The sequence below is a fragment of the Streptococcus downei MFe28 genome, assembly GCF_900459175.1.
Lineage (GTDB): Bacteria > Bacillota > Bacilli > Lactobacillales > Streptococcaceae > Streptococcus > Streptococcus downei.
The window spans coordinates 780,884-801,961 of the sequence record NZ_UHFA01000002.1 but is presented as its reverse complement, the minus strand read 5'-3'; the positions used below and the strand labels follow the sequence as shown (position 1 = coordinate 801,961).

15 protein-coding genes and 2 pseudogenes are annotated in these 21,078 nt (G+C 45.2%); 3 read left to right on the top strand and 14 right to left on the bottom strand.

Annotated features, from left to right (window positions below; translation table 11 throughout):
- Positions 1-197 precede the first annotated feature (197 nt).
- The 3 genes from manA to DYE66_RS03885 form a co-directional block, all read right to left on the bottom strand.
- A complete protein-coding gene (manA, locus tag DYE66_RS03895) occupies positions 198-1,148 on the bottom strand; it encodes a mannose-6-phosphate isomerase, class I (RefSeq protein ID WP_003000901.1) in 951 nt (316 codons plus the stop codon).
- A 193-nt stretch (positions 1,149-1,341) separates the two neighbouring features.
- Positions 1,342-2,229 carry a fructokinase ScrK gene (gene scrK / locus DYE66_RS03890; RefSeq protein WP_003001175.1) on the bottom strand — a complete coding sequence of 296 codons (888 nt, stop codon included), beginning with the start codon at positions 2,227-2,229 and terminating at the stop codon, positions 1,342-1,344.
- A gap of 145 nt (positions 2,230-2,374) precedes the next feature.
- Positions 2,375-4,339 (bottom strand): sucrose-specific PTS transporter subunit IIBC, encoded by a 1,965-nt coding sequence (locus DYE66_RS03885; protein ID WP_004219381.1) that lies wholly within the window; start codon positions 4,337-4,339, stop codon positions 2,375-2,377.
- A gap of 235 nt (positions 4,340-4,574) precedes the next feature.
- Between DYE66_RS03885 and DYE66_RS03880 the strand changes: the two genes are divergently transcribed.
- Both DYE66_RS03880 and DYE66_RS03875 read left to right on the top strand, forming a co-directional pair.
- Complete coding sequence (locus DYE66_RS03880) at positions 4,575-6,011, top strand: sucrose-6-phosphate hydrolase (RefSeq protein WP_003001110.1); 1,437 nt, start codon at positions 4,575-4,577, stop codon at positions 6,009-6,011.
- A 3-nt stretch (positions 6,012-6,014) separates the two neighbouring features.
- Entirely contained in the window at positions 6,015-6,977 is a 963-nt protein-coding gene (locus DYE66_RS03875; RefSeq protein WP_115324942.1) for a LacI family DNA-binding transcriptional regulator, read from the top strand.
- Positions 6,978-7,319: 342 nt separating this feature from the next.
- Here the strand turns inward: DYE66_RS03875 and nusB are convergent, their stop codons facing one another.
- The 10 genes and pseudogenes from nusB to alsE all read right to left on the bottom strand — a co-directional run bounded on the left by nusB (position 7,320) and on the right by alsE (position 19,345).
- Positions 7,320-7,739, bottom strand: coding sequence for a transcription antitermination factor NusB (nusB, locus tag DYE66_RS03865; RefSeq protein ID WP_019788711.1), 420 nt, complete (start codon positions 7,737-7,739; stop codon positions 7,320-7,322).
- Positions 7,732-8,118 (bottom strand): Asp23/Gls24 family envelope stress response protein, encoded by a 387-nt coding sequence (locus DYE66_RS03860; RefSeq protein ID WP_019783022.1) that lies wholly within the window; start codon positions 8,116-8,118, stop codon positions 7,732-7,734. The genes nusB and DYE66_RS03860 overlap by 8 nt, the downstream gene beginning before the upstream one ends.
- A gap of 202 nt (positions 8,119-8,320) precedes the next feature.
- Positions 8,321-8,881 (bottom strand): elongation factor P, encoded by a 561-nt coding sequence (efp, locus tag DYE66_RS03855; protein ID WP_019788712.1) that lies wholly within the window; start codon positions 8,879-8,881, stop codon positions 8,321-8,323.
- A gap of 157 nt (positions 8,882-9,038) precedes the next feature.
- Positions 9,039-9,494 carry a deoxycytidylate deaminase gene (locus tag DYE66_RS03850; protein ID WP_019788713.1) on the bottom strand — a complete coding sequence of 152 codons (456 nt, stop codon included), beginning with the start codon at positions 9,492-9,494 and terminating at the stop codon, positions 9,039-9,041.
- 9 nt (positions 9,495-9,503) lie between these two features.
- Positions 9,504-10,571 carry a M24 family metallopeptidase gene (locus DYE66_RS03845; protein ID WP_003000812.1) on the bottom strand — a complete coding sequence of 356 codons (1,068 nt, stop codon included), beginning with the start codon at positions 10,569-10,571 and terminating at the stop codon, positions 9,504-9,506.
- Between the two features lie 105 nt (positions 10,572-10,676).
- On the bottom strand, positions 10,677-11,381 hold the full coding sequence (locus tag DYE66_RS03840) for a DUF4811 domain-containing protein (protein ID WP_003001204.1): 705 nt from the start codon (positions 11,379-11,381) through the stop codon (positions 10,677-10,679).
- Positions 11,378-12,877: an MDR family MFS transporter gene (locus DYE66_RS03835; protein WP_003000797.1), complete on the bottom strand. Its 1,500-nt coding sequence runs from the start codon at positions 12,875-12,877 to the stop codon at positions 11,378-11,380. Before DYE66_RS03835 ends, DYE66_RS03840 begins: the two co-directional genes overlap by 4 nt.
- 479 nt (positions 12,878-13,356) lie before the next feature.
- Positions 13,357-14,862, bottom strand: coding sequence for a hypothetical protein (locus DYE66_RS03830; protein WP_003001188.1), 1,506 nt, complete (start codon positions 14,860-14,862; stop codon positions 13,357-13,359).
- Positions 14,863-15,446: 584 nt separating this feature from the next.
- Positions 15,447-18,272: an excinuclease ABC subunit UvrA gene (gene uvrA, locus DYE66_RS03825; protein ID WP_115324940.1), complete on the bottom strand. Its 2,826-nt coding sequence runs from the start codon at positions 18,270-18,272 to the stop codon at positions 15,447-15,449.
- A 382-nt stretch (positions 18,273-18,654) separates the two neighbouring features.
- A pseudogene (alsE, locus tag DYE66_RS03820) lies at positions 18,655-19,345 on the bottom strand (D-allulose 6-phosphate 3-epimerase).
- 163 nt (positions 19,346-19,508) lie between these two features.
- Here alsE and DYE66_RS03815 point away from each other — a divergent pair.
- A pseudogene (locus tag DYE66_RS03815) lies at positions 19,509-19,850 on the top strand (IS5/IS1182 family transposase); the annotation flags it as partial.
- A 395-nt stretch (positions 19,851-20,245) separates the two neighbouring features.
- On the opposite strand, the gene DYE66_RS03810 reads toward DYE66_RS03815, so the two are convergent.
- Positions 20,246-20,503: a DUF896 family protein gene (locus DYE66_RS03810; RefSeq protein WP_004219372.1), complete on the bottom strand. Its 258-nt coding sequence runs from the start codon at positions 20,501-20,503 to the stop codon at positions 20,246-20,248.
- Between the last annotated feature and the right edge of the window lie 575 nt (positions 20,504-21,078).

Below are 21,078 nucleotides of genomic sequence, written 5' to 3'. Positions count from 1 at the left end.
TTATATTTTATCACAATTGCCAACCCTAGACAAGAATTCAGATGAACTTCTCCAGATATTCAGATGAAGGTCAACTCATTCCTGCCTTTCCTATTATCAAGGATAGGGATGGCGACTTTGAATCCATTTAAAAAGCGAGAGCAGGCACTTTAGCCAAGCCAAAGTCACTCTCTCACTTTTCCTCTCTTTTAATCAGTCTAATCCTCAGCTACATGGCTGACAATCAGGTCCAGCTGACCTGACAGGATCCAAGATTTGACTGTATTAGGCAGGATTAGGTGTTGGCCTTTTTTGAGGTCATAGGTTTGCTGGTCAATTTCCAAGCTTCCTTGCCCCTCAATCACACTAAGGAGATAATAGGGAGCGACCTGCTTGAAAGATACTTGCCCTTTAATTTCCCACTTATAAACGCTGAAAAACTCATTGGCCACCAGCAGGGTGGTCGCTAAATCATCCACAATTTGCTTATCAGGATGAGAATTTTGAGGCTGGCCGATGGTCATAACATCAATGGACTGCTGGATATGCAGAGGACGCAACTTTCCACTAGCATCGGGGCGGTCAAAGTCATAGACCCGATAGGTGGTGTCGCTGGATTGTTGGGTCTCAAGAACCATAATGCCCTTGCCGATGGCATGCATGGTTCCGCTAGGAACATAGTAGAAATCACCGGCCTTAACAGGAATGTGGGTCAACAATTTATCCCAGTCACCAGCTTCAATCATCTCAGCCAATTCCTCACGACTCTTAGCGGTGTGGCCATAAATAATTTCAGACCCCTCATCCGCTGCTAGAATGTACCAGCACTCAGTCTTACCAAGTTCCCCCTCGTATTCCTGGGCATAGGCATCATCTGGGTGAACCTGAACGCTGAGCCAGTCATTAGCATCCAAAATTTTGGTTAATAATGGAAAGACTGGACTAGTGGGATGACCAAAAAGTTGGGGTTGTTCTCGGTAAAGCCTGTCTAGACCCTGACCGGTAAAATCACCGTTTTCAATAATGGAAACGCCATGGGGGTGCCCCGAAATGGCCCAGTACTCCCCAGTCGTTTCCGTGGGAATATCGTAGCCATAAACATTGCGTAGCCTCGTACCTCCCCAAATTTTATCGTGCATACTGGCCTTTAAAAATAATGGTTCTGCCATGAATCGTTCCTCCTTTTAAGAGTATTTCTTAACTTCATTCTATCATTTTCTAGTGACTCAGATTAAAAAATATACAGATGATGTAACAATTCACAATTTAATCCTACCGTTAAGCAAAAAGTTCCACAGATTAACTTGGAACGTCTGCGGAACTTTCTGATGAATAAGTCATTTGATAAAAACCATCCAGTTCTCAGTCAAAGCGTTCTGCCACCTTCTTGGCTAGGGCAAAATTCCCTAGGGTGGCCGAACCATTACCAGCAACAGCTGGGGTCACAATATACTCTTCAACTGGTGGGACTGGGAGGTAGTCATTGAGCAGGTGAGTGAATTTTTCCCGAACTCGGCGAAGCATATGCTCCTGAACCATGACACCACCTCCAAAGACGATAACCTCTGGCCGATAGAGGAGGGTAGCCTGGACAGCAGCCTGGGCAATATAGTAGGCTTGAACATCCCAAACATCTGAATGTTGCTCAATCAATTCTCCCCGAATACCTGTGCGGGCCTCCAGAGAGGGACCAGCTGCTAGGCCTTCCAGACAACCGTTGTGGAAAGGACAAGTCCCATGAAAATCATTAGCAATATCACTTGGATGAAGGGCAACATAAACGTGACCAGCCTCGGTATGACCCGTTCCACCAACAAATTCGCCCCTTTGGATAGTGCCTGCACCAATCCCTGTACCGATGGTGTAGTAAACCAGATTCTCAACACCCTGACGAACCATAGCTTCCCCATAGGCAGAAGAATTCACGTCGGTAGTAAAGTAGAAAGGAACCTTGAACTCCTTTGAAATCAGGCCAACCAGATTAACATTGGACCAGTTGGGCTTAGGTGTCTTGGTGATATAGCCATAGGTCTTGGAATTTTCATCAATATCAACAGGACCAAAAGAGCCGATAGCAACCCCTTGGAGATCATCCTCAAATTTTTTGAAGAATGCTACCGTCTTATCAATGGTTTCATAGGGAGTCGTTGTTGGAAATTGCACCTTTTCGATTACCTGAAAATTTTCATCGCCAACAGCACAGACAAACTTGGTTCCCCCAGCTTCCACACTTCCGTATAATTTCGTCATAAAATTTCCTCTCAATCCTTGCTTTATCTCCCCTTCATTATAAAGAATTCAAGGGGAGAAATCAATGAATTTTAGCTGGCCTTATACTCAATAAAAAGGAGGCGAGAACAAGGTCTCACCCCCTCTTTATAGACTCAGCGATGATTTATTTGACTTCAATCAAATCATCGCCAGCCTTGACAGCTCCAGATGCGACTGGAGAGACTTCTGCATAGTCAGCGGTATTGGTGACGATAACCATGGTAGTGTCGTCCAGACCAGCTTCCTTAATGGTTGCAGAATCAAAGGTTCCAAGGACATCGCCCTTCTTGACTTCTTGGTTAGCAGCGACCTTTTGTTCGAAGCCTTTACCATCCAAAGAAACGGTATCAATACCGATATGGATAAGAACTTCAACACCCTCCTTTGATTTCAAACCGTAGGCATGGCCGGTTTCAAAGGCAATTTGTACCACACCATCAACAGGTGAGAGGACTGTGTTACCACTAGGTTTAACAGCGATTCCCTTACCCATTGCTCCAGATGAGAAGACAGGGTCATTAACTTTTTCCAAGTCAACAGTTTGACCGTCCAAAGGAGCAACAATCGTTTCAGCAACAACTTTCTTCTCTTCTTCTTGAGCTTGCTCAGCAGGTGCTTCTTGCGCTTGGCTTTCAGCTTCAGCCTCAGCCGCCGCTACAGCAGCTTCTGCTTCAAAGACCTTAGCTTCCTTGGTTTTACCATAGTAATAAGTAATGGCAAAAGCAATAGCGAAGGAAATAACTTCACAAATTAAGTAGAAAGGAATTGATTGGGGCTTAATAGAAATCAAACCGAGGACACCGGCAGAACCGAGTGATACGGCAATAACTCTAAGAGCACCTGCGATGGCTGCAGCGATAGCAGAACCAATCAGGGCTGTAAAGAATGGGAAACGATATTTGAGGTTAACCCCGAAGACGGCAGGTTCCGTAATCCCAAGCAGGGCTGAAACACCAGCAGAACTTGAGAGACCTTTGGTCTTAGAATTCTTAGTTAAGAAGAAGATAGCGAAGGCCGCAGCAGCTTGGGCCATATTGGCCATTGAAGCAACGACAAAGATGAAGTCACCTGAACCATGACCAGCCTTGTAAGAATTAAGCAAGATTGTTTCGAAGGCTGGGAAGGATTGGTGGAGACCAGTAACCACGATTGGCGTATAGATGGCACCGAAGATACCCATACCTAAGAATCCTAAGGTATCGTAGAGCCAAACCAGACCGTTGGCAACCCAGTCAGATACTTGTCCGAAGACAGGACCAATGAGGGCAAAGGTTAAGAAACCTGAGATAATCATGGTCAAAAGTGGTGTGAAGGTGAAGTCAACCGCTGAATGCAGGTGCTTGTGGAACCATTTTTCAATATGACACATTACCCAAACGGCAATGATAGCTGGGATAACCTGGCTAGTGTATTGAGCAGCATGCAAGTGCCAGCCAAAGAAGTTCCAGTCAAGAGAAAACTTAGCAGCTTTAGCAACAGCCTCCTGCAACTCTTGTGAACTCATCATCAGGCCAAGAGCAGCACCCAAATATTGGTTACCACCGAAACGCTTGGCTGTCGAAATACCAAGCAGGACCGGCATGTAGATGAACGGGGCATCAGCCAAGACTGTCAGCATATCTGAAATACCAGAAATTTGTGGGTATTGAGCAATCAAAGATTGTGAACCGAACAAACCTTCTGACTTAAAGATATTGTTAACAGCCATCAAGAGACCACCTGCGACCAGGGCAGGAATGATCGGAACGAAGATTTCAGACAAAATCTTGATGAAAGCCATGATTGGGTTTTGCTTGTGACCTTGTGCAGCAATCTGCTTGACCTCGTCTGTAGAAACTTCCTTCAAACCAGTCTGATTAATCAATTCAGCATAAACATGGTTAACATCCCCAGCACCAATAATGACTTGGTACTGACCGTCCATCTTGAAGGTTCCCTTAACATCAGGGTTGTTGTCAAGCGCCGCTTGGTCAACCTTATCGTCATCCTTTAAAACCAAACGAAGACGAGTCGCACAGTGGGCACCGGCAACAAGATTATCTTTCCCGACCGCCGTGATGACGTCGGAAGCTACTTTAGCATAATCCATTGCGTAACTCCTTTAAAAATTTAATATGGTCAAAGCTTTTCATTTTTTGAAAACGCTTTTTTACAGTCTCTAATCTATCACACTGCGAATGATATGTCAACCGCTTTGCAGAAATTTATTTTTTATTTCAAACAAACAACCCCTGTCCCTTGATTTTTCCTATGAAAACCTTTACTATGTTATGGACGTGACATTTCTTGCCCACAGTTGACATATAATCTATGGAGGAATACTTATGAATCTACCAACAGAGGTGCGTTACCGCCCCTATGCTGACTGGACCGATAAGGAGAAATCTGAGATTGAAGCTCATGTCGCTTCTTCTCCTTGGCGGGCCAACTATCATATTGAGCCAAAGACTGGCCTTTTAAATGACCCTAATGGATTTTCTTACTTCAACGGAAAATTCCAGCTTTTCTATCAAAACTGGCCCTTCGGTGCAGCTCATGGCCTTAAACAATGGGTCCACACCGAGTCCCAGGACCTAGTTCACTTCAAAGAAACAGGTATTACCCTCCAGCCTGACCATGAAAACGATAGCCACGGAGCTTATTCTGGATCTGCCTATCCCATAGATGACAAGCTTTTCATCTTTTATACCGGTAATGTCCGAGATGAAAACTGGGTACGTGACCCTCGCCAAGTTGGGGCCTGGATGGATAAGGATGGCCATATTGAAAAATTCGACAATATCCTAATCAAACAGCCAACTGACGCCACCGAGCATTTCCGCGACCCACAGATTTTTGATTACAAGGGACAATACTACGCCATCATTGGGGCTCAAAGCCTTGATAAAAAAGGCTTTATCAAGCTTTACAAAGCCCTCAATAATGATGTCCATAACTGGCAAGAAGTCGGTAATCTGGACTTTGGCGGTACAGGCTCTGAATACATGATCGAGTGTCCAAATCTAGTCTTTGTCAATGAGCAGCCAGTCCTTCTTTATAGTCCTCAAGGTCTGGACAAGTCTGAGTTGGCCTATGGTAATATTTATCCAAACACCTATAAAATCTGTCAAACGTTTGACACAAATCAACCGGCCCTCGTTGGTGCTTCGCAAATTTTCAATCTGGATTATGGCTTTGAAGCCTATGCTACCGAAGGCTTCAATATGCCTGACGGTAGGGCCTACTGTGTCAGCTGGATTGGACTGCCAGATATCGACTATCCGACCGACCAATATGATTATCAAGGAGCGATGAGCTTGGTTAAGGAACTGTCTATCAAGGATGGCAAGCTCTACCAATATCCCGTTCCAGCCACGACCAGTCTGAGAACCAGCCAAGAATCCTTTGCTGACAAGGCTCGAACCGATAATTGCTATGAATTAGATTTGACTTTTGCTGCAGACCAGAAGACGGAACTCCTCCTCTTTGCTGACCAAAATGACCACGGGCTAAAGCTAACCATTGACAATAGGGAAGGCAAGATTATCCTCGATCGCTCTCAAGCTGGTGTCCAATATGCGACTGAATTTGGTACGATCAGGGAATGCCAGCTGAACCAAACCCATGAAGCCCGTATCTTTGTTGACAAATCCATTATTGAAATTTTCATCAATCAAGGAGAAAAGGTCTTTACCAGCCGAGTCTTCCCAGAGGCAGGACAAAGCGGCATTAAGCTGGTTTCGGGTCATGCCAGTGGAACTTATTATCAACTAAAGGGATAAACTATGGTCGCAAAACTAACTGATGTTGCTAAATTGGCAGGGGTTAGCCCCACAACCGTCTCTCGTGTTATCAATAACAAGGGCTACCTCTCAGAAAAAACCAAGGCCAAGGTTTATGCTGCCATGCGTGAATTAGGCTACAAGCCCAACAATCTGGCACGGGGTCTGCAGGGAAAATCCTCCAAGCTGATTGGGCTGATTTTTCCAAAAATCTCCAATATTTTCTACGCCGAGATTATTGAACATTTAGAGACCAGCCTCTTTCATCAGGGTTACAAGGTCATCATTTGCAACAGCCAGAATGAGTCCGACAAGGAGCGAGACTATCTGGAAATGCTGGCCGCCAATCAGGTCGATGGCATCATCTCTTCCAGCCATAATCTAGATATTGAGGACTATGAGCGTGTTGAGGCTCCTATTGTGGCCTTTGACCGTAATCTAGCCCCCCACATTCCTGTTATTTCTTCCGATAACTTTGAAGGGGGCAAACTAGCCGCCGACAACCTCCAGAAGGTCGGTTGTCAAAAAATTGTCATGTTTACAGGTAATGATAATTCCAATTCAACAACAGGCTTGCGCCGTCAGGGCTTTAGTTGCGTCCTTCCCAAGGCCAAGGTGTTCAATATTCCCAGCGACTATTCCGCCATCCGTAAGGAGATGGAGATCAAGACCATTCTGGAACAAGAAAGGCCTCAGGGAATCTTCACGTCTGATGATATGACGGCCATTCTGACCATGAAGATTGCTGATGATCTGGGGATTCGAGTTCCTCAAGACTTAAATATTATCGGCTATGATGGCACCCAGTTTGTGGAAAATTATTTCCCTCAGTTGACCACCATCAAACAGCCCATCAAGGAAATCGCCGAACTCCTGGTTGATGTCCTCCTAGCCAAGATTGAAGGCAAGGAAGTCCAAGAGAGCTATACCCTCCCCGTCAGCCTCCTCACAGGAAAATCCCTATAAAAACCACTCCCTTGACTGTTATAAAAGTCAAGGGATTTTCTTGCGACTTAACAAACCAAAGATTGATACTGATTAAAAATCAAAACCTAAAAGGCAATATCAAGCAAAACGACATGAAATTTTCAAAATTGATCTTATACTCAATAAAAATCAAAAATAGCCAAGGCAACGAACTGCAGACAGTACTTGGGTACGGCAAAGTGAGTTAACGATGGATAGTTTTGATTTTTGAAGAGTATTATTTCGAAAATGAAGGAGTGAGCTAGCTAGATAAGGCGCCATAGCGAGCCTAACTTATCAGTATTTTGACCAAAGAAAAAATGACCAACTGGGGTCATTTTTTTAGTCTTCGACAAACTTGGTCAAGATACCGTTGATAAATTTGGCAGAGGTCTGGTCTGAGTAGGCCTTGGTCAACTCGATAACCTCGTTGAGAGCTACCTTAGCAGGTGTCTCCTCATGATACTTAATTTCGTAAAGCCCCAGGCGCAAGAGACTACGGTCAGTCAGGGTAAGGCGCTCCAAGGACCATTTTTCTTTGAGATTTTCACTAATGAGGCCATCAATTTCCGTGAGATTATCCACAGTTCCCTTAACCAAATTCAATAGAAAGGCTGGGACTTCCAGCTCTTTCCCTTCTTGCCCTTGCTTGTCATAACTATAGGCAAAGTTAGCTGCTTGCAGAAAGTCAGCCTGACCAAATTCCAAGCTAAAGATAGCTTGAAAGGCCCGTTCACGTAAATTATGTCTTGATTCAGTCATCCAGGAAGTCCTCGTCAAATAGGGCTGTCATGTCTGGTTTTGGTGTCTTTTCAGGGACAATTCCCACGACATGGACATTGACATCAGATAGTTCAACTTCAGCCATATCATAAACGGCCGATTTAACAGCTCTTTGGACTTCAATGGAGACAGCAGGAACATTGACACCATACTGCAACTGCAGGTAAATATCTGCTGTTACTTTATCATCATCACTGGTCGTGAGATAGACCCCACGACTCAGAGTGGTTTTACTGATATTATCAGTAACGGCCTTATTATTGAGGGAATAAACGCCTTCAACCTTCGTGGCCGCAATCCCTGTGATTACTTCCAAGACACGAGGAGAAATGACAATATCTCCGATTGTTTCTGTCATAGGTCCGTCCTTTCTAATTCTTATTGAAATTCATCTTGCTAGAAACAAGCATTCCGTCGGCAGGAGAGGGCTCTCCAACCTTTGTAGCTTACAAATCGAACACGGGCAAAAAGCCTAGTAAAAATAGGGAGCCTCCTAGAGGCTTTGGTGCATCGGGGTCTCGCCTATTTTTATAGGACCTTTTAAGGCCCGAATATCTTAATTAGGCACGGGAGACGTAGGTACCTTCTTGGGTATTGATCACCAATTTTTGACCCACTTCGATAAAGTCTGGAACGTTAACCACCAGACCTGTTTCCAGGGTAGCTGGTTTACCAGATCCAGTTACTGTAGCTCCCTTGATTGAAGGTTGGGTATCAGTAACGGTCAATTCAACGGTTGTTGGAACTTGCACCCCAATCACTTCTGTTCCGTAGAATTGAATCTTAACTTCGCCATTTTCCAAAATGTAGCGCAATTCATTTTCCACATTGGCAACAGGAATTTCATATTGGTCGTAAGTTTCGTTATTCATGAAGTAGGCTGTATCATCCATCTTGTAAAGGTATTGAGCAGGCACCGTTTCAATGATGGCCTGTTCAAATTTTTCTTCTGGACGGTAGGTTGTATCAAAGGTTGAACCTGAGCGAACATCACGCAGTTTCATCCGCATTACCGTATTACCCTTACCTGGTTTGTGGTGGCTGGCTTCCAAGACACGAATCAACTTACCATCGCCTGCCACGAAAGTCATACCAGCTCTAAGCTTACTTGCTTCAATCATTTTATCTACCTCTTTATTAATTTAATTATCAGTTTATTTTATCATAATTTGCGGTCCTACTCAAATTCTTTGTGAAGCTATCGGAAATGATTGGGCATCTCTAAGTCGGACCTCTTTTTATGCTGGAACTAGACCTAGGTCCAAGACTCCACTTCCCCTAGTACTCTCCCAAGATAATATGGGGGACATCGTGCTGGATATAGTCCACGCCCTTTTGCTCCATCAGCTCGATAGCTAGGGCATTGGGGCGATAGTCAGCCTTGTAGGTGATTTTCTTAATACCCGCCTGCAAGAGCGCCTTGGTACAGTTGATACAGGGAAAATGGGTAACATAGATTTCCGTATTTTTAGTGGAAATGCCTTCTTTAGCGCATTGAATCAGGGCATTCATCTCGGCGTGGACCGTTCGAATACAGTGGCCATCTTCCATATAATGGCCGACCTCATTACAGTTGTCGGACTCAGAAACGCCACCGTTATAACCCGTGGCAATAATTCGCTTATCCTTAACCAGAACTGCCCCGACATAGGCTCGGTCGCAGGTCGAGCGCTTAGAAATGAGCTCGGCATTGGCCATGAAATAATCCTGCCAGGATAATCTTTCTTTCGTCATAGAAACCTCCTATATGATAATCAATTCCTTGGGGGCCTGAGTCAGAACCTGACAGCCTGTCTCGGTCACCAAGATATCATCTTCAATCCTTACCCCGAATTTTCCATCTAAGTAAATCCCAGGCTCATCGGTAATAGTCATGCCAGCCTCAATCGAGTCGCTGGACTGGCCAAAGTAAGGAATCTCATGAATGTCTAGGCCGATGCCATGACCAATGCCATGAGTGAAGAATTCACCATAGCCAGCCTGGGCGATGACTTGACGAGCTACGCCATCATAATCACAGCGTTTCATACCAGCCTTAACCGCATCGATGACAGCCTGATTACTCTTGAGAACAAGTTCGTAAACAGTTCGCTCCTCATCAGAAGGTTGGCCGATATGAATGGTCCGAGTGATGTCGCTGACATAGTGATTGAAAATACAACCAAAGTCCATAGTCAGGGTTTCGCCTGGGCGGATAATCTTCTGGCTAGCTCGGCCATGGGGCATAGCAGAACGCTGGCCTGAGGCCACGATAAAGTCAAAAGATGGCCCGCTGGCTCCCAGTTCTCGCATACGAAAATCAAGAAAATTAGCCAGCTCAAGCTCGCTGGTCTGATTGGGCTTAATAAAATCTAAGGCCTCCAAGAAGGCCTTATCAGAGATTTTACAGGCCTGACGAATGGTTTCAATTTCACCCTCATCCTTAATCATCCGCAAATTCTCAATGAGATTGGTTTGCGATTGCAGCTGATAGTCTGAAAAAATGGTCTGCAACTGCTGATAGAAATTAAAGGAAACCGCCTCTCCCTCAAAGCCGATGGTGGACAGCTTTTCCGTCCTAATCAACTTAGCAATCTCGGCTAGAGGTTGACGGCTTTCAATAATCTCAAAGCCCTTGACTTGTTCTCGAGCCAGCAGGCTGTAACGAGCATCCGTCAGAAAGAGCCTGTGGTTCTCGGAAATGAAGACGGTTCCAGCCGTCCCATGAAAGCCTGTTAAATAATAGATATTGGTCAGATTGGTCACCAAAAAGCCGTCGCAAACCGTCTGCTTCAGGGCTACCACTAATTTTTCCACTCGTGCCTCAAACACCTGAAACCACCTCCCCTATAGTTACCCTATTCTAGCATGAATAAGAGGAAAATTCTAATGGAGTGTAGACAAAAGGCTGAGCTCAAAGTGAACTCAACCTCTCTATTATTCTTTAATATTGAGGGCTTGCTTGAGTGCTTTGACTTGCATCTCAGCGTAGGCTTGTGGATTTGACTTGGCCAGTTCTTGAGTTGCTTGAGCCTTGGCTGGGTCTGTAGCCAACTGGGCTTGCATTTTCTTGGCGATGTCTGGTAATTTTTCGGATTGTTCCTTGGAGAGAACCAACCAGGTGTCCTTAGGCACTTGTACGACTGACTTTTGTGAGACTAGCTCGCCAGATTCACCGCCAAAGCCATAGAGCAATTTGGCCGTTTTTGATTTCCAAACATAGCGTTTAGTTGTGGTCTTGACTTGGGCTTCTTTGACATCAGCCAATTGGTAGGTTGCTGCCTTCTTAACCGCTTCTGTCGCGTGCTTGGTATCCGGCACAAAGTGGGGTTTGGCATCCTTATCTGCTTGCTTAGTTCGGTAAACCAGGACCTTACTGTCGGACTTGCTCCCCAGCTCCTGATAAACCAAAACACCGAAAGGCAACTTGCTGTCACCAGCTGTATAAACCTTTTGTGTCATCGTCTTCGTTTCAACCGTCATGCCGGTATGATTGACAAAATGGTCGGTCAGGAGATAGACAGAACCACCCAGAACTATGAGAGAGAGGATTCCCAGACCATAGCGCAAAGCTTTTGAGGACAAGAGCATCCAGGAGCTAAAGGTTGCCAGGGTTGCTAGAGCAATAATTACAATAATCATTTGTCATCATCCTCCTTTTCAATAATCTTACCCTTACGCAACAAGAGGGCCACAAGGAAACCTAGAATAGCGAAGGATAGGCCCAGAGTAAAGGAAACATGGAAGCCAGACAGGTTAGCATCAATCATTTTTGAACCATACTTCAAGGGATCCATGGCTTTCAAGGCAGCAGATGGCTTATTGTCGTTGATAACATTTTGGGTCACACTTGACAGGAAGGCCACAACGATGGCAGAGGCAATCTGGCGAACCGTATTGTTGGCGGCGGTACCGTGGGCAGCTTCATGGGGTGGCAGGGCACTCATGGCACTGGCTGTCAGTGGCATCATAATCGTAGCGATACCGAACATCCGAACGGCATAGAGCAGGGTGATGAAGTGGTCAGGTGTCGAAGCCGTCAGGAAGATAAAGGGCACCGTTCCAATTCCCAGAATTGTAAAGCCAATCATGGCCAGGCGACGGGCACCAACCTTATCGTAGACACTACCAGAAATTGGACTGACAATCCCCATCATGAGAGCACCTGGCAAGAGGGCCAGACCAGAGTCAAGGGCAGACAGGCCGTGAACATTTTGCATATAGAGGGGCAGCATCATTTCGACTCCCATCATGGCCATCATGGAGAGGGCAATGGCAATGGTTGTCACAAGAAACTGTTTGTTTTCAAAAACCGAAATATCCAAGAAGGGTTGATCCATATGCAGCTGGTGGTAGGCAAAAAGGATGATAACGATCAGCCCAATAATAATCGGCGCAATGACATAACCCATATTTCCCCAACCATGGTCGGCAACATTAGTGAAGCCCCAAAGGAAGCTGCCAAAACCAAGGATAGACAGAACCAGAGAAGGTAAGTCCAACTTGACAGACTTATTATCAACAACATCCTTAATTAAGAAGGGGGACAGGATGAGGGACAAAATCAAAATAGCCAAAGGAATGATAAAGATAGCCCGCCAGCTCAAATCGTGACCAAAGAGACTAAAGTTCTGCTTGAGAATCCAACCGGCCAGAGTTGGCCCAATAGCCGGTGCTAGACCAACAACCAGACCATTGAGTCCCATGGCAGCCCCCCTTTGTTCAGCAGGGAAGACATTTACCATGACCACCTGAATCAAAGGCATTGTAATCCCAACAGAACAGGCTTGAATAATCCGTCCAGCTAAGAAAATATTCCAGTTGGACGTTGGAGCCAGAGTGGTCATCAGAAGTCCCACGACCAGGATGACATAGGCACTAAAATAGAGCCATTTGGTGGAAAAACGAGTAGCCAGATAAGCCGAAACCGGAATCATAATCCCGTTGGCTAGGAGGAACCAAGTGGTCGCCTCTTGGGCCGTTGACAAAGAGATATCAAAGCTCTTCATCAGGGTTGGAATAGCTGTCCCCAGGCTGGTTTGGTTGAGAACCCCAGCGAAGGTCGCCACCAGCAAGAGAACAATCATGGCTGTCCGATTATAGGATTTCCCATGAATATCATGCGTACTTCTCGACATCATACAACTCCTTTTCATAAAATAGTGGGCAATAAGAAAACTTAAAAGAAAAGGGCTTCTTTCAAGTTCATCTTGCCTATTCGTCTATCTATTGGCAGGGCCAACAGTTATCACGGAAACTATTTTACTCTTTTTTCCCTCACCGTCAAGAGAAAAATGAAATTTCTGCAAAATCTTTTTCTGGCTAGTAGAAAAAACAGAGAGCAGGCCAAACAAGCTGGGGAAAATCAGTTCTTCCTTCTCAACTAGGTACAAACTAGATCAATAGCCCTGTGCTTGATGTTCTTGACTTTGGCTCATTTCGTTAAGATAAAGAGAACTCTAGCTTTCGCTACTGAGCAAAGTTAATTAGGAACCTAGCTCTCACTACCGCTCGAACTAGATCAATGTGCCTAAGCTTAACTTTGGCATTACTGCCTCGTTTCGCTAAGGCACATAGAAAAGGCCAGAAGACTGAGCTTCTGGTCTTAAGGTAATTTCTATTCACTCGGGTTGTCTGTTGCTGGCGCCCCAGCATCGCCTGCTCCTACATCGTTGGAGTTGGCAGTATCCCCACCTGGTTCTGCTGGTGTTTCTGGAGCAGGAGCTGGACTAGGAGCTTCAGGTGTTGGTGTTGCAGGGCTTTCAGGCTGAGCTTGCGAACTACTTGACTCGCTGCTCTTATCCTCTGATGAGCCCTTGTCGCTTGAAGGGGCTTGGCCGGATGAGCCTTTACTAGAAGACGCCCCCTTGCTCTTAGAGCCAGACGAGCGACCACTTTTGCTACTGGAGCCAGCTCTGGAACCAGAAGACTTCTTGCCTGATGATTTCTTACCATCATCAGACTTAGACTTTGATGATTTGTCATCATCCTCACCTTTGGTGGAATCAGAAGACTTGGAATCAGCCTTGTCTTGGTCCTTATCGTCATTTTGGTCATCTTCTTTATCGGAAGATGAGCCAGAAGAACTAGCAGAACCAGACTGCTTATCTTTGATTTTACTTGACTTACGGGCAGCCAACTGACTGGCTAGCTTGGCCTTGGCTGGTCGCTTCTGGTTGAGATAGGTATAGCCCCCCACTAGAAACAATAGCAGGAACAAGGTAGTAGCCGCTAGGATTTTCCCCCATTTTCCTAGGTCTGACTTGTTCTTGCTCTCCCAGGCTTTGAGCCTTTCTTCCAGGGTCACAGCTTCTTCAGGATGGACATATTCTTCAGGGAGATGGTTAGCCTCAACCTTGGTCAAGACCTCTTCGTAGCCTAGGACATCTTTTTCAATGGCCAGCATGATCCTAGCTGGAATATCAGCCAGATTGATTTGGTAGGTCTTATTGAAGCGGAGATTGAAAACGCCTAGTTTCTTAATCGCCTTAAATTCGTCTTGCCCCGTATGCTTACCCAGCTGGTAGCGACTGAGCAAGAGCAAAATTTCCTCCTGGCTTGGTTCTTCTGTCGAATAGCTGAAGTTCCACAGGCTATCCTGACTTAAGAAGTCGGCTTCATCCCTAGTAACCTTGTCTGTATAGGCTCCGCCAAAGCCAAAGGCTTCCTTGACCATGGGCCCAAATTGGTCGAGAAAGAGCAGGCCCCGAGTCACCATGGTTCGAATATTGAAAATGGTGTCCTTATCAGGGTCAATCTGATCAATAGTCTGATAGTCGTTGGCCTTGGATTTTAGAGCCATTTCGTAACTAACCAGCTTTGTCGCATTGATAACCGATGGGTCATTGCTGGAGGTAATACTCAGCAAGAGTTGCTCGGCAACCTGCTTTTGCCCGAGGGCCTCTGCCACCTTGAGGGACAGCTCGAAGGCCTTGGCATTAGGGGTACCATTTAAGATACGGGCCAGAGCCTTAGCTGCCGAAGCCACCAAGGCTGGCTTAATATTTTCCTCATCATTTAATTTGATACCATCATTGAGATCATTGACCGTGAATTTATCCAGTTCTAAATAGGCTTCCTCAGACACCTCCATCTGGGCTAGTCTTTCCTTTAATGACGTCATCTTTCCTCCCTTTGACATTGTTTTTTTCCATGTTTTTTGACCTTAAAAAAACTACATCTTCGAGGATAAAACAGATTGTTTGAAAAATCAAGTAATTCGCCGTATAAATTACTAATTTAAAGTATTATTGCCCAATTTAGTCATTATTAGACGAATTTATGAAATTTTCATGACTGATTGCAAGAAAAAGGATTCATTTTTTTCCTTTATACTTTTTAAATTCTTTTATACTTTTTGGCAAGTTTTAAGTGGATTTTGATACTCCTTATATTTCAAAACTTTCAACTTACCACTCAAACAAGGACTTAGCTTGCTAGAACTGCATTGGTATTTAACCAGTGGTGCAAGGATAGGGTGATACTTTCGCCGAAGTGGTATTCTTAGCAACAAATATGCTTGTTGCTAAGAACGGAATTTTCGAGACATAGGCTCGAAAATTAGCAATGGAACTCCGTATGGAACTCCGTAAGGAGGTTGCTTGCGTCCGCACTTTTTAAGAAAGTATCTAAAGTGAAAACTTTGATATTTATTAAGTATGAAAACTCCACCCATCAAAAAAGCCACCCTTTCGGATGGCCTGTTCATTAGCTCAATTTATCTTGTAAATATTGACCGGTAAAGGATTGGTCATTTTTGGCGACTTCTTCTGGGGTGCCGGTGGCAATGACTTGGCCACCACCAACACCACCTTCTGGGCCTAGGTCAATCAGATGGTCGGCGGTCTTGATGACATCCAGATTGTGCTCAATGACCAGAACCGTATTACCCTCATCGACAAAGCGCTCTAGCACCTTGAGCAGACGGGCAATATCGTCGGTATGAAGACCCGTGGTCGGTTCATCCAAGATATAGAAGGACTTACCAGTTGAGCGTTTATGAAGCTCAGAAGCCAGCTTCATCCGTTGGGCTTCGCCACCAGACAGGGTAGTGGCCGGTTGTCCCAGGGTGACATAACCTAGGCCAACATCCTTAATGGTTTGGAGTTTTCGAGCGATTTTGGGAATGGGAGCGAAGAAGTCTACCGCATCATTGACCGTCATGTTGAGGATTTCAGCGATATTTTTCTCCTTATAATGAACCTCCAGGGTCTCGCTGTTATAGCGGGTACCATGGCAGACTTCACAGGGAACGTAGACATCGGGCAGGAAGTGCATTTCAATCTTGACAATCCCATCGCCTGAGCAGGCCTCACAACGGCCACCTTTAATATTGAAGCTAAAGCGACCTTTCTTGTAACCGCGAATTTTGGCTTCGTTAGTCTTGGCAAAGAGGTCGCGAATATCATCAAAAACCCCTGTGTAGGTGGCTGGATTGGAGCGAGGCGTCCGACCAATGGGACTTTGGTCGATATCAATCAACCGCTCAATATTTTCAATTCCTTCCACACTCTTGTGCTTACCTGGTTTTTCTGAATTGCGGTTAAGTTTTTGAGCAATAGCCTTTTTCAAGATAGAATTGACCAGGGTTGATTTACCAGAGCCCGAAACCCCTGTAACGGCGACAAATTTGCCCAGAGGGAACTTGACATCAATATCTTGTAGATTATGCTCACAAGCCCCCTTGACCTCGATAAAACGGCCGTTGCCTTTTCGTCTTTGACTAGGTACTGGAATTTCTTTTTTACCAGATAGGTACTGACCAGTGATGGATTTCTTGACCTTGGAGACTTGCTCGGGCGTACCAGAGGCCACGATTTCCCCACCGAATTGGCCAGCTCCTGGACCGACATCAATCAGCCAGTCGGCCTGTCGCATGGTATCTTCGTCGTGCTCAACCACAATCAGGGTATTGCCCAAGTCCCGCATCTTCTTGAGGCTGGCAATCAGGCGGTCATTATCCCTTTGATGAAGCCCGATGGAGGGCTCGTCCAGAACGTAGAGAACACCGCTGAGGTTGGAACCAATCTGGGTAGCCAGACGAATCCGTTGACTTTCCCCACCTGATAAGGTTCCTGCCATCCGAGACAGGGTCAGATAGTTGAGGCCGACATTATTGAGGAAGGTCAGGCGATCCTTGATTTCCTTGAGGATAGGGCCAGCAATGGTGGCCTGATTATCTGAGAGCATAAGGGTAGCTAGATGGGCCAAGTGGTCTTGGATTGAGAGATCAGAAATCTGACCGATATTGAGACCGTCTTTTCCACCAAGTTTGACCGAGAGGGCGGCATCATTGAGGCGGTAGCCGTGGCAGGTCGCACAGGTTAGCTCATTCATATAACCCCGCATGACATTACGGGTGAAGTCACTGTTGGTCTCATGGTAGCGACGATTGACATTGTTAACCACGCCCTCAAAAGGAATGTCAATATCCCGCACACCACCGAAGTCATTGACATAGTGGAAATGGAATTCCTTGTCGTCAGAGCCATAAAGCACCAAGTCCTGCTGGTCTTGGGGCAGGTCCTCAAAAGGCGTGTCCATATCCACACCAAAAGCTTCCATGGCCTGCTCTAACATGGCGGGGTAATAGTTTGAAGAAATGGGATTCCAGGGAGCTAGGGCTCCTTCTCTTAAGGTCTTACTTGGGTCGGGAATCAATAAATCCATATCAACCACCAGCTTCATACCCAAGCCATCGCAGGTGGGGCAGGAACCAAAAGGCGCATTGAAGGAAAAGAGGCGGGGCTCCAACTCAGGCACGGTAAAGCCACAGACAGGACAGGAATAGTGCTCAGAGAAGAGCAGGTCCTTGCCATCCATGGTATCAATGATGACATAGCCGTCAGCAATCCGCAGGGCTGCTTCAACAGAGTCAAAAAGACGGCTGCGAATGCCTTCCTTATTGACCAGACGGTCGATGACCACTTCGATATTGTGCATCTTGGACTTGGACAGCTCAGGAACCTCGGTCACATCATAAACCTGGCCATCAACCCGAACACGGACATAGCCTTGCTTTTGGACCTTTTCAAATAGAGTCTTGTGCTGACCCTTCTTGCGACGAATAACAGGGGCCAGAATCTGCATCCGTGTGCGCTCAGGCAGTTCCAGCACCTTATCAACAATCTGCTCAACCGAGCTGGCAGAAATTTCCCCGTGCCCATTGGGACAGTAAGGAACTCCGACCCGAGCATAGAGGAGGCGGAGGTAATCATTGATTTCAGTAGCTGTTCCCACCGTCGAACGGGGATTCTTGCTGGTGGTCTTTTGATCGATGGAGATAGCTGGGCTAAGGCCGTCAATGCTATCCACATCAGGTTTTTCCATATTGCCCAAAAACTGACGGGCATAGGCGGAGAGACTCTCCACATAGCGCCGTTGACCTTCGGCATAGATGGTGTCAAAGGCCAGGCTGGACTTGCCTGAACCTGACAAGCCCGTCACCACGACCAACTTATCGCGGGGAATCTCCACATCAATATCCTTTAAATTATGGGCCCTAGCCCCATGAATCACTAATTTATCTTGCATAATTAAGATACCAAGCCGTTAAGCGACTCAAAGGAAAATAGGAAAGGTGACGCAGATGCACCTAGGCATCTAGGAACCTTTATCTTTTTCCACAGAGTCGTAGGCGGGTTCATTTCCTTTCTACATAGAAACTGCTACTGTTAGTAGCCCAGCATTTCTCAACTCGTTTAACCCAAAAAAAGATTTTCCTTCCATGAGCAAAATTGTCTAAGCGAGAAAAGAGTAAACTACTAGTCAAGGAACAGTACCCAAGCTTCTTTGTAGTGATTATTATATCAAAAATAATCGTTAGTAGCAGAGCTAACGCACGCAAGTTTTCTGAAAGAAAACAACTGCTCTTGACCAAACAAAAAGACCAGCGATAGTGCTAGCCTTGAATAACTTATTCTACTGTCTTACCAGTCATATCCTGATAATCCTGACACATTCTGGCCCAGGATTCTTCAATATTATCTGTAACGGCAAAGAGACCACTGCGACCGATAACATAGATATCTGGATTGGCTTGGTCAATGCACTTGAAAGTCTTGCGATTGGATGAGCCATCCATTTCAATCAAATAATGATAACCCTTTTCCTGCCGCAATTCCCGTAATTGAACAATCTTATCCAAAGTGCTTTCCAAGAAGCGTTGGCCAGCGAAGCCAGGGTCCACCGTCATGATGGTCACCTTATCCAAGAGATTAATATAAGGAAGGAGAGCTGAAACTGGGGTCTCAGGATTGAGGACAACCCCCTGCCTTTAGACCTGCCTCATGAATCTGGTCAATCAGGCGGAAAGCCAAGCCATTAATAACTTCTGCATGCATGCAGATATAGTCACACTTGATGGCAATCAGCTGGTCTACCCAGAAGGTTGGGTCAGTTACCATCAAGTGGGCCGACATGGGAAGGCTACTAAGCTTTCTAACTTCGCCGATAAACCAAGGGGGCAGGGGAATATTGGGGACAAAGTGACCATCCATAATATCAATATGATAGGACTGGGCATGGTCATTTAAAAAAGTAATCTCCTGTGTAAATTTGTCCAGATTCATACACATGAGGGAGGGGGAAAAGTGAACAGTTGACATGGAAAGGACTCCTTTCAATAGGATATCAGGCTTTTCTAGCAAATTTTATTAGACTAAAGGATTTCAATATTGTCCAAGCTTAAGGGCACCTCTAAAAACCACCGCTAAACAGTCAAATGTAAGATAATAAAGTAACCGAAAACTAATAGAAGAGGTTTAGGGTATGCGTTTGTTTAGTGATGATACTGAGCTATTGAATAAACTAAGTGAAAAAGGAAATCCATTGGAACGTCTAGATAAGGCCATTGATTGGCAAGAATTTCTGCCAATTTTAACTAGGATTTTCGCCAATCCAACAAAGAATCCTTCCAAAGGTGGACGCCCACACTTAGATTTTTTGATGATGTTTAAAACCCTCTTACTCCAACGTCTGAATAACTTATCAGATGATGCCATGGAGTATCAACTATTAGACCGTCTGTCTTTCCGTCAATTTGTAGGTTGTGATGACTCCCGAGTTCCCGATGCTAAAACTATTTGGCTTTATAGAGAGCGCTTGAGCCAACTGACTTGCCATCTGGTAATCAGATTGCTGACTCAAATAAAACAGGAGTTCATCAATTTTTTTCCTACCTGCATCCATAATTCTTTCCCCCACTTACACCTTCATTCTACAGACTCTCAGACTAGTCTGCCGATAAAAAAATGACCGTTGGAATGGCCATACTTTTCCTAACTCTACTCTCATTTACCTCGCCTACGAAAGCGTTTTAATTCCCCCAACAAAGTCCTTACATCTGAACAAACAAGATACAAAGCTGTCAAGTACTTCGTGGAGAATTAGGAATTTTGACAAAGGCGATGAAGGGCCTAAGAAGAATTATCTATTTTCAAAGAAGTTTAGGTAGGTTCAATTAATGCAAAAAAGACCAGCAACAAGGCTGGCCTTTAGAAGAACTATTAACTATTAGGGTCATCTAGGCTACGCCCGTGGAGGCCCTTTTCACGCTGGATTTGGCGAAGCTTTTCTGGGGTCACATCATTGCCCCCTTCGTCAACCAACTTGATTCCTTCAATGTGGTGACGCATGGAACGGCGGTAACCTTTCAGGTATTCTTCACGAAGTTTGGCCTGCTCAACCTTCTCTTCACCAGTCAAGCCGACCGTTTTCTTCTTTTTCGCAAGCTCGTTAATCCGAGCAATCTTTTTAGGATCCATAATTAAGATACCAAGCCCGTCAAGGTACAGTCAAATTAGAAAATCAACGAAGACACTAGCCTCTAAGTTGTTTTTTTATCTTTTTGACACAGCCCTTAGGGCGAGTTCTACTCCTTTCAATAAGTTAAGGAAATCGGTCATTAAAATGTCTCGATTTCCAACGGCAACCACTATTGTGGTTTGCCTAAACTTCTTACTAAGCCAGATAATAGAGCATTATCGGCTCGCTTTCTGGCTGTCGCTATGTTAAGAAAATCGGTCATTAAAATGTCTCGATTTCCAACGGCAACCACTATTGTGGTTTGCCTAAACTTCTTACTAAGCCAGATAATCGAGCATTATCGACTCGCTTATCTGGCTGTCGCTATGTTAAGAAAATCGGTCATTAAAATGTCTCGATTTCCAACGGCAACCACTATTCTGATTGCCTAACTCCCTGACTAACTCTAACCAGACAGTAAAATCGACTGTCTGGTTAGAGTGTCGCCAAGCCGTTAAGCGACTCAAAGGATAAGGTAGGAACAAAAGTCCTTAACTTCTTACTTTTTCAACATCAAACATCTTGACCCGAGCCT

What these genes read in the sequence shown, in the direction of transcription:
- DYE66_RS03860 (WP_019783022.1), bottom strand. Translation starts at nt 8,118, where the DNA reads ATGACAGAAACAATCGGAGATATTGTCATTTCTCCTCGTGTCTTGGAA.
- DYE66_RS03835 (WP_003000797.1), bottom strand. Translation starts at nt 12,877, where the DNA reads ATGTCGAGAAGTACGCATGATATTCATGGGAAATCCTATAATCGGACA.
- DYE66_RS03880 (WP_003001110.1), top strand. Translation starts at nt 4,575, where the DNA reads ATGAATCTACCAACAGAGGTGCGTTACCGCCCCTATGCTGACTGGACC.
- DYE66_RS03875 (WP_115324942.1), top strand. Translation starts at nt 6,015, where the DNA reads ATGGTCGCAAAACTAACTGATGTTGCTAAATTGGCAGGGGTTAGCCCC.
- scrK (WP_003001175.1), bottom strand. Translation starts at nt 2,229, where the DNA reads ATGACGAAATTATACGGAAGTGTGGAAGCTGGGGGAACCAAGTTTGTC.
- DYE66_RS03885 (WP_004219381.1), bottom strand. Translation starts at nt 4,339, where the DNA reads ATGGATTATGCTAAAGTAGCTTCCGACGTCATCACGGCGGTCGGGAAA.
- DYE66_RS03830 (WP_003001188.1), bottom strand. Translation starts at nt 14,862, where the DNA reads ATGACGTCATTAAAGGAAAGACTAGCCCAGATGGAGGTGTCTGAGGAA.
- DYE66_RS03810 (WP_004219372.1), bottom strand. Translation starts at nt 20,503, where the DNA reads ATGGATCCTAAAAAGATTGCTCGGATTAACGAGCTTGCGAAAAAGAAG.
- nusB (WP_019788711.1), bottom strand. Translation starts at nt 7,739, where the DNA reads ATGACTGAATCAAGACATAATTTACGTGAACGGGCCTTTCAAGCTATC.
- DYE66_RS03840 (WP_003001204.1), bottom strand. Translation starts at nt 11,381, where the DNA reads ATGATTATTGTAATTATTGCTCTAGCAACCCTGGCAACCTTTAGCTCC.
- uvrA (WP_115324940.1), bottom strand. Translation starts at nt 18,272, where the DNA reads ATGCAAGATAAATTAGTGATTCATGGGGCTAGGGCCCATAATTTAAAG.
- DYE66_RS03850 (WP_019788713.1), bottom strand. Translation starts at nt 9,494, where the DNA reads ATGACGAAAGAAAGATTATCCTGGCAGGATTATTTCATGGCCAATGCC.
- efp (WP_019788712.1), bottom strand. Translation starts at nt 8,881, where the DNA reads ATGATTGAAGCAAGTAAGCTTAGAGCTGGTATGACTTTCGTGGCAGGC.
- manA (WP_003000901.1), bottom strand. Translation starts at nt 1,148, where the DNA reads ATGGCAGAACCATTATTTTTAAAGGCCAGTATGCACGATAAAATTTGG.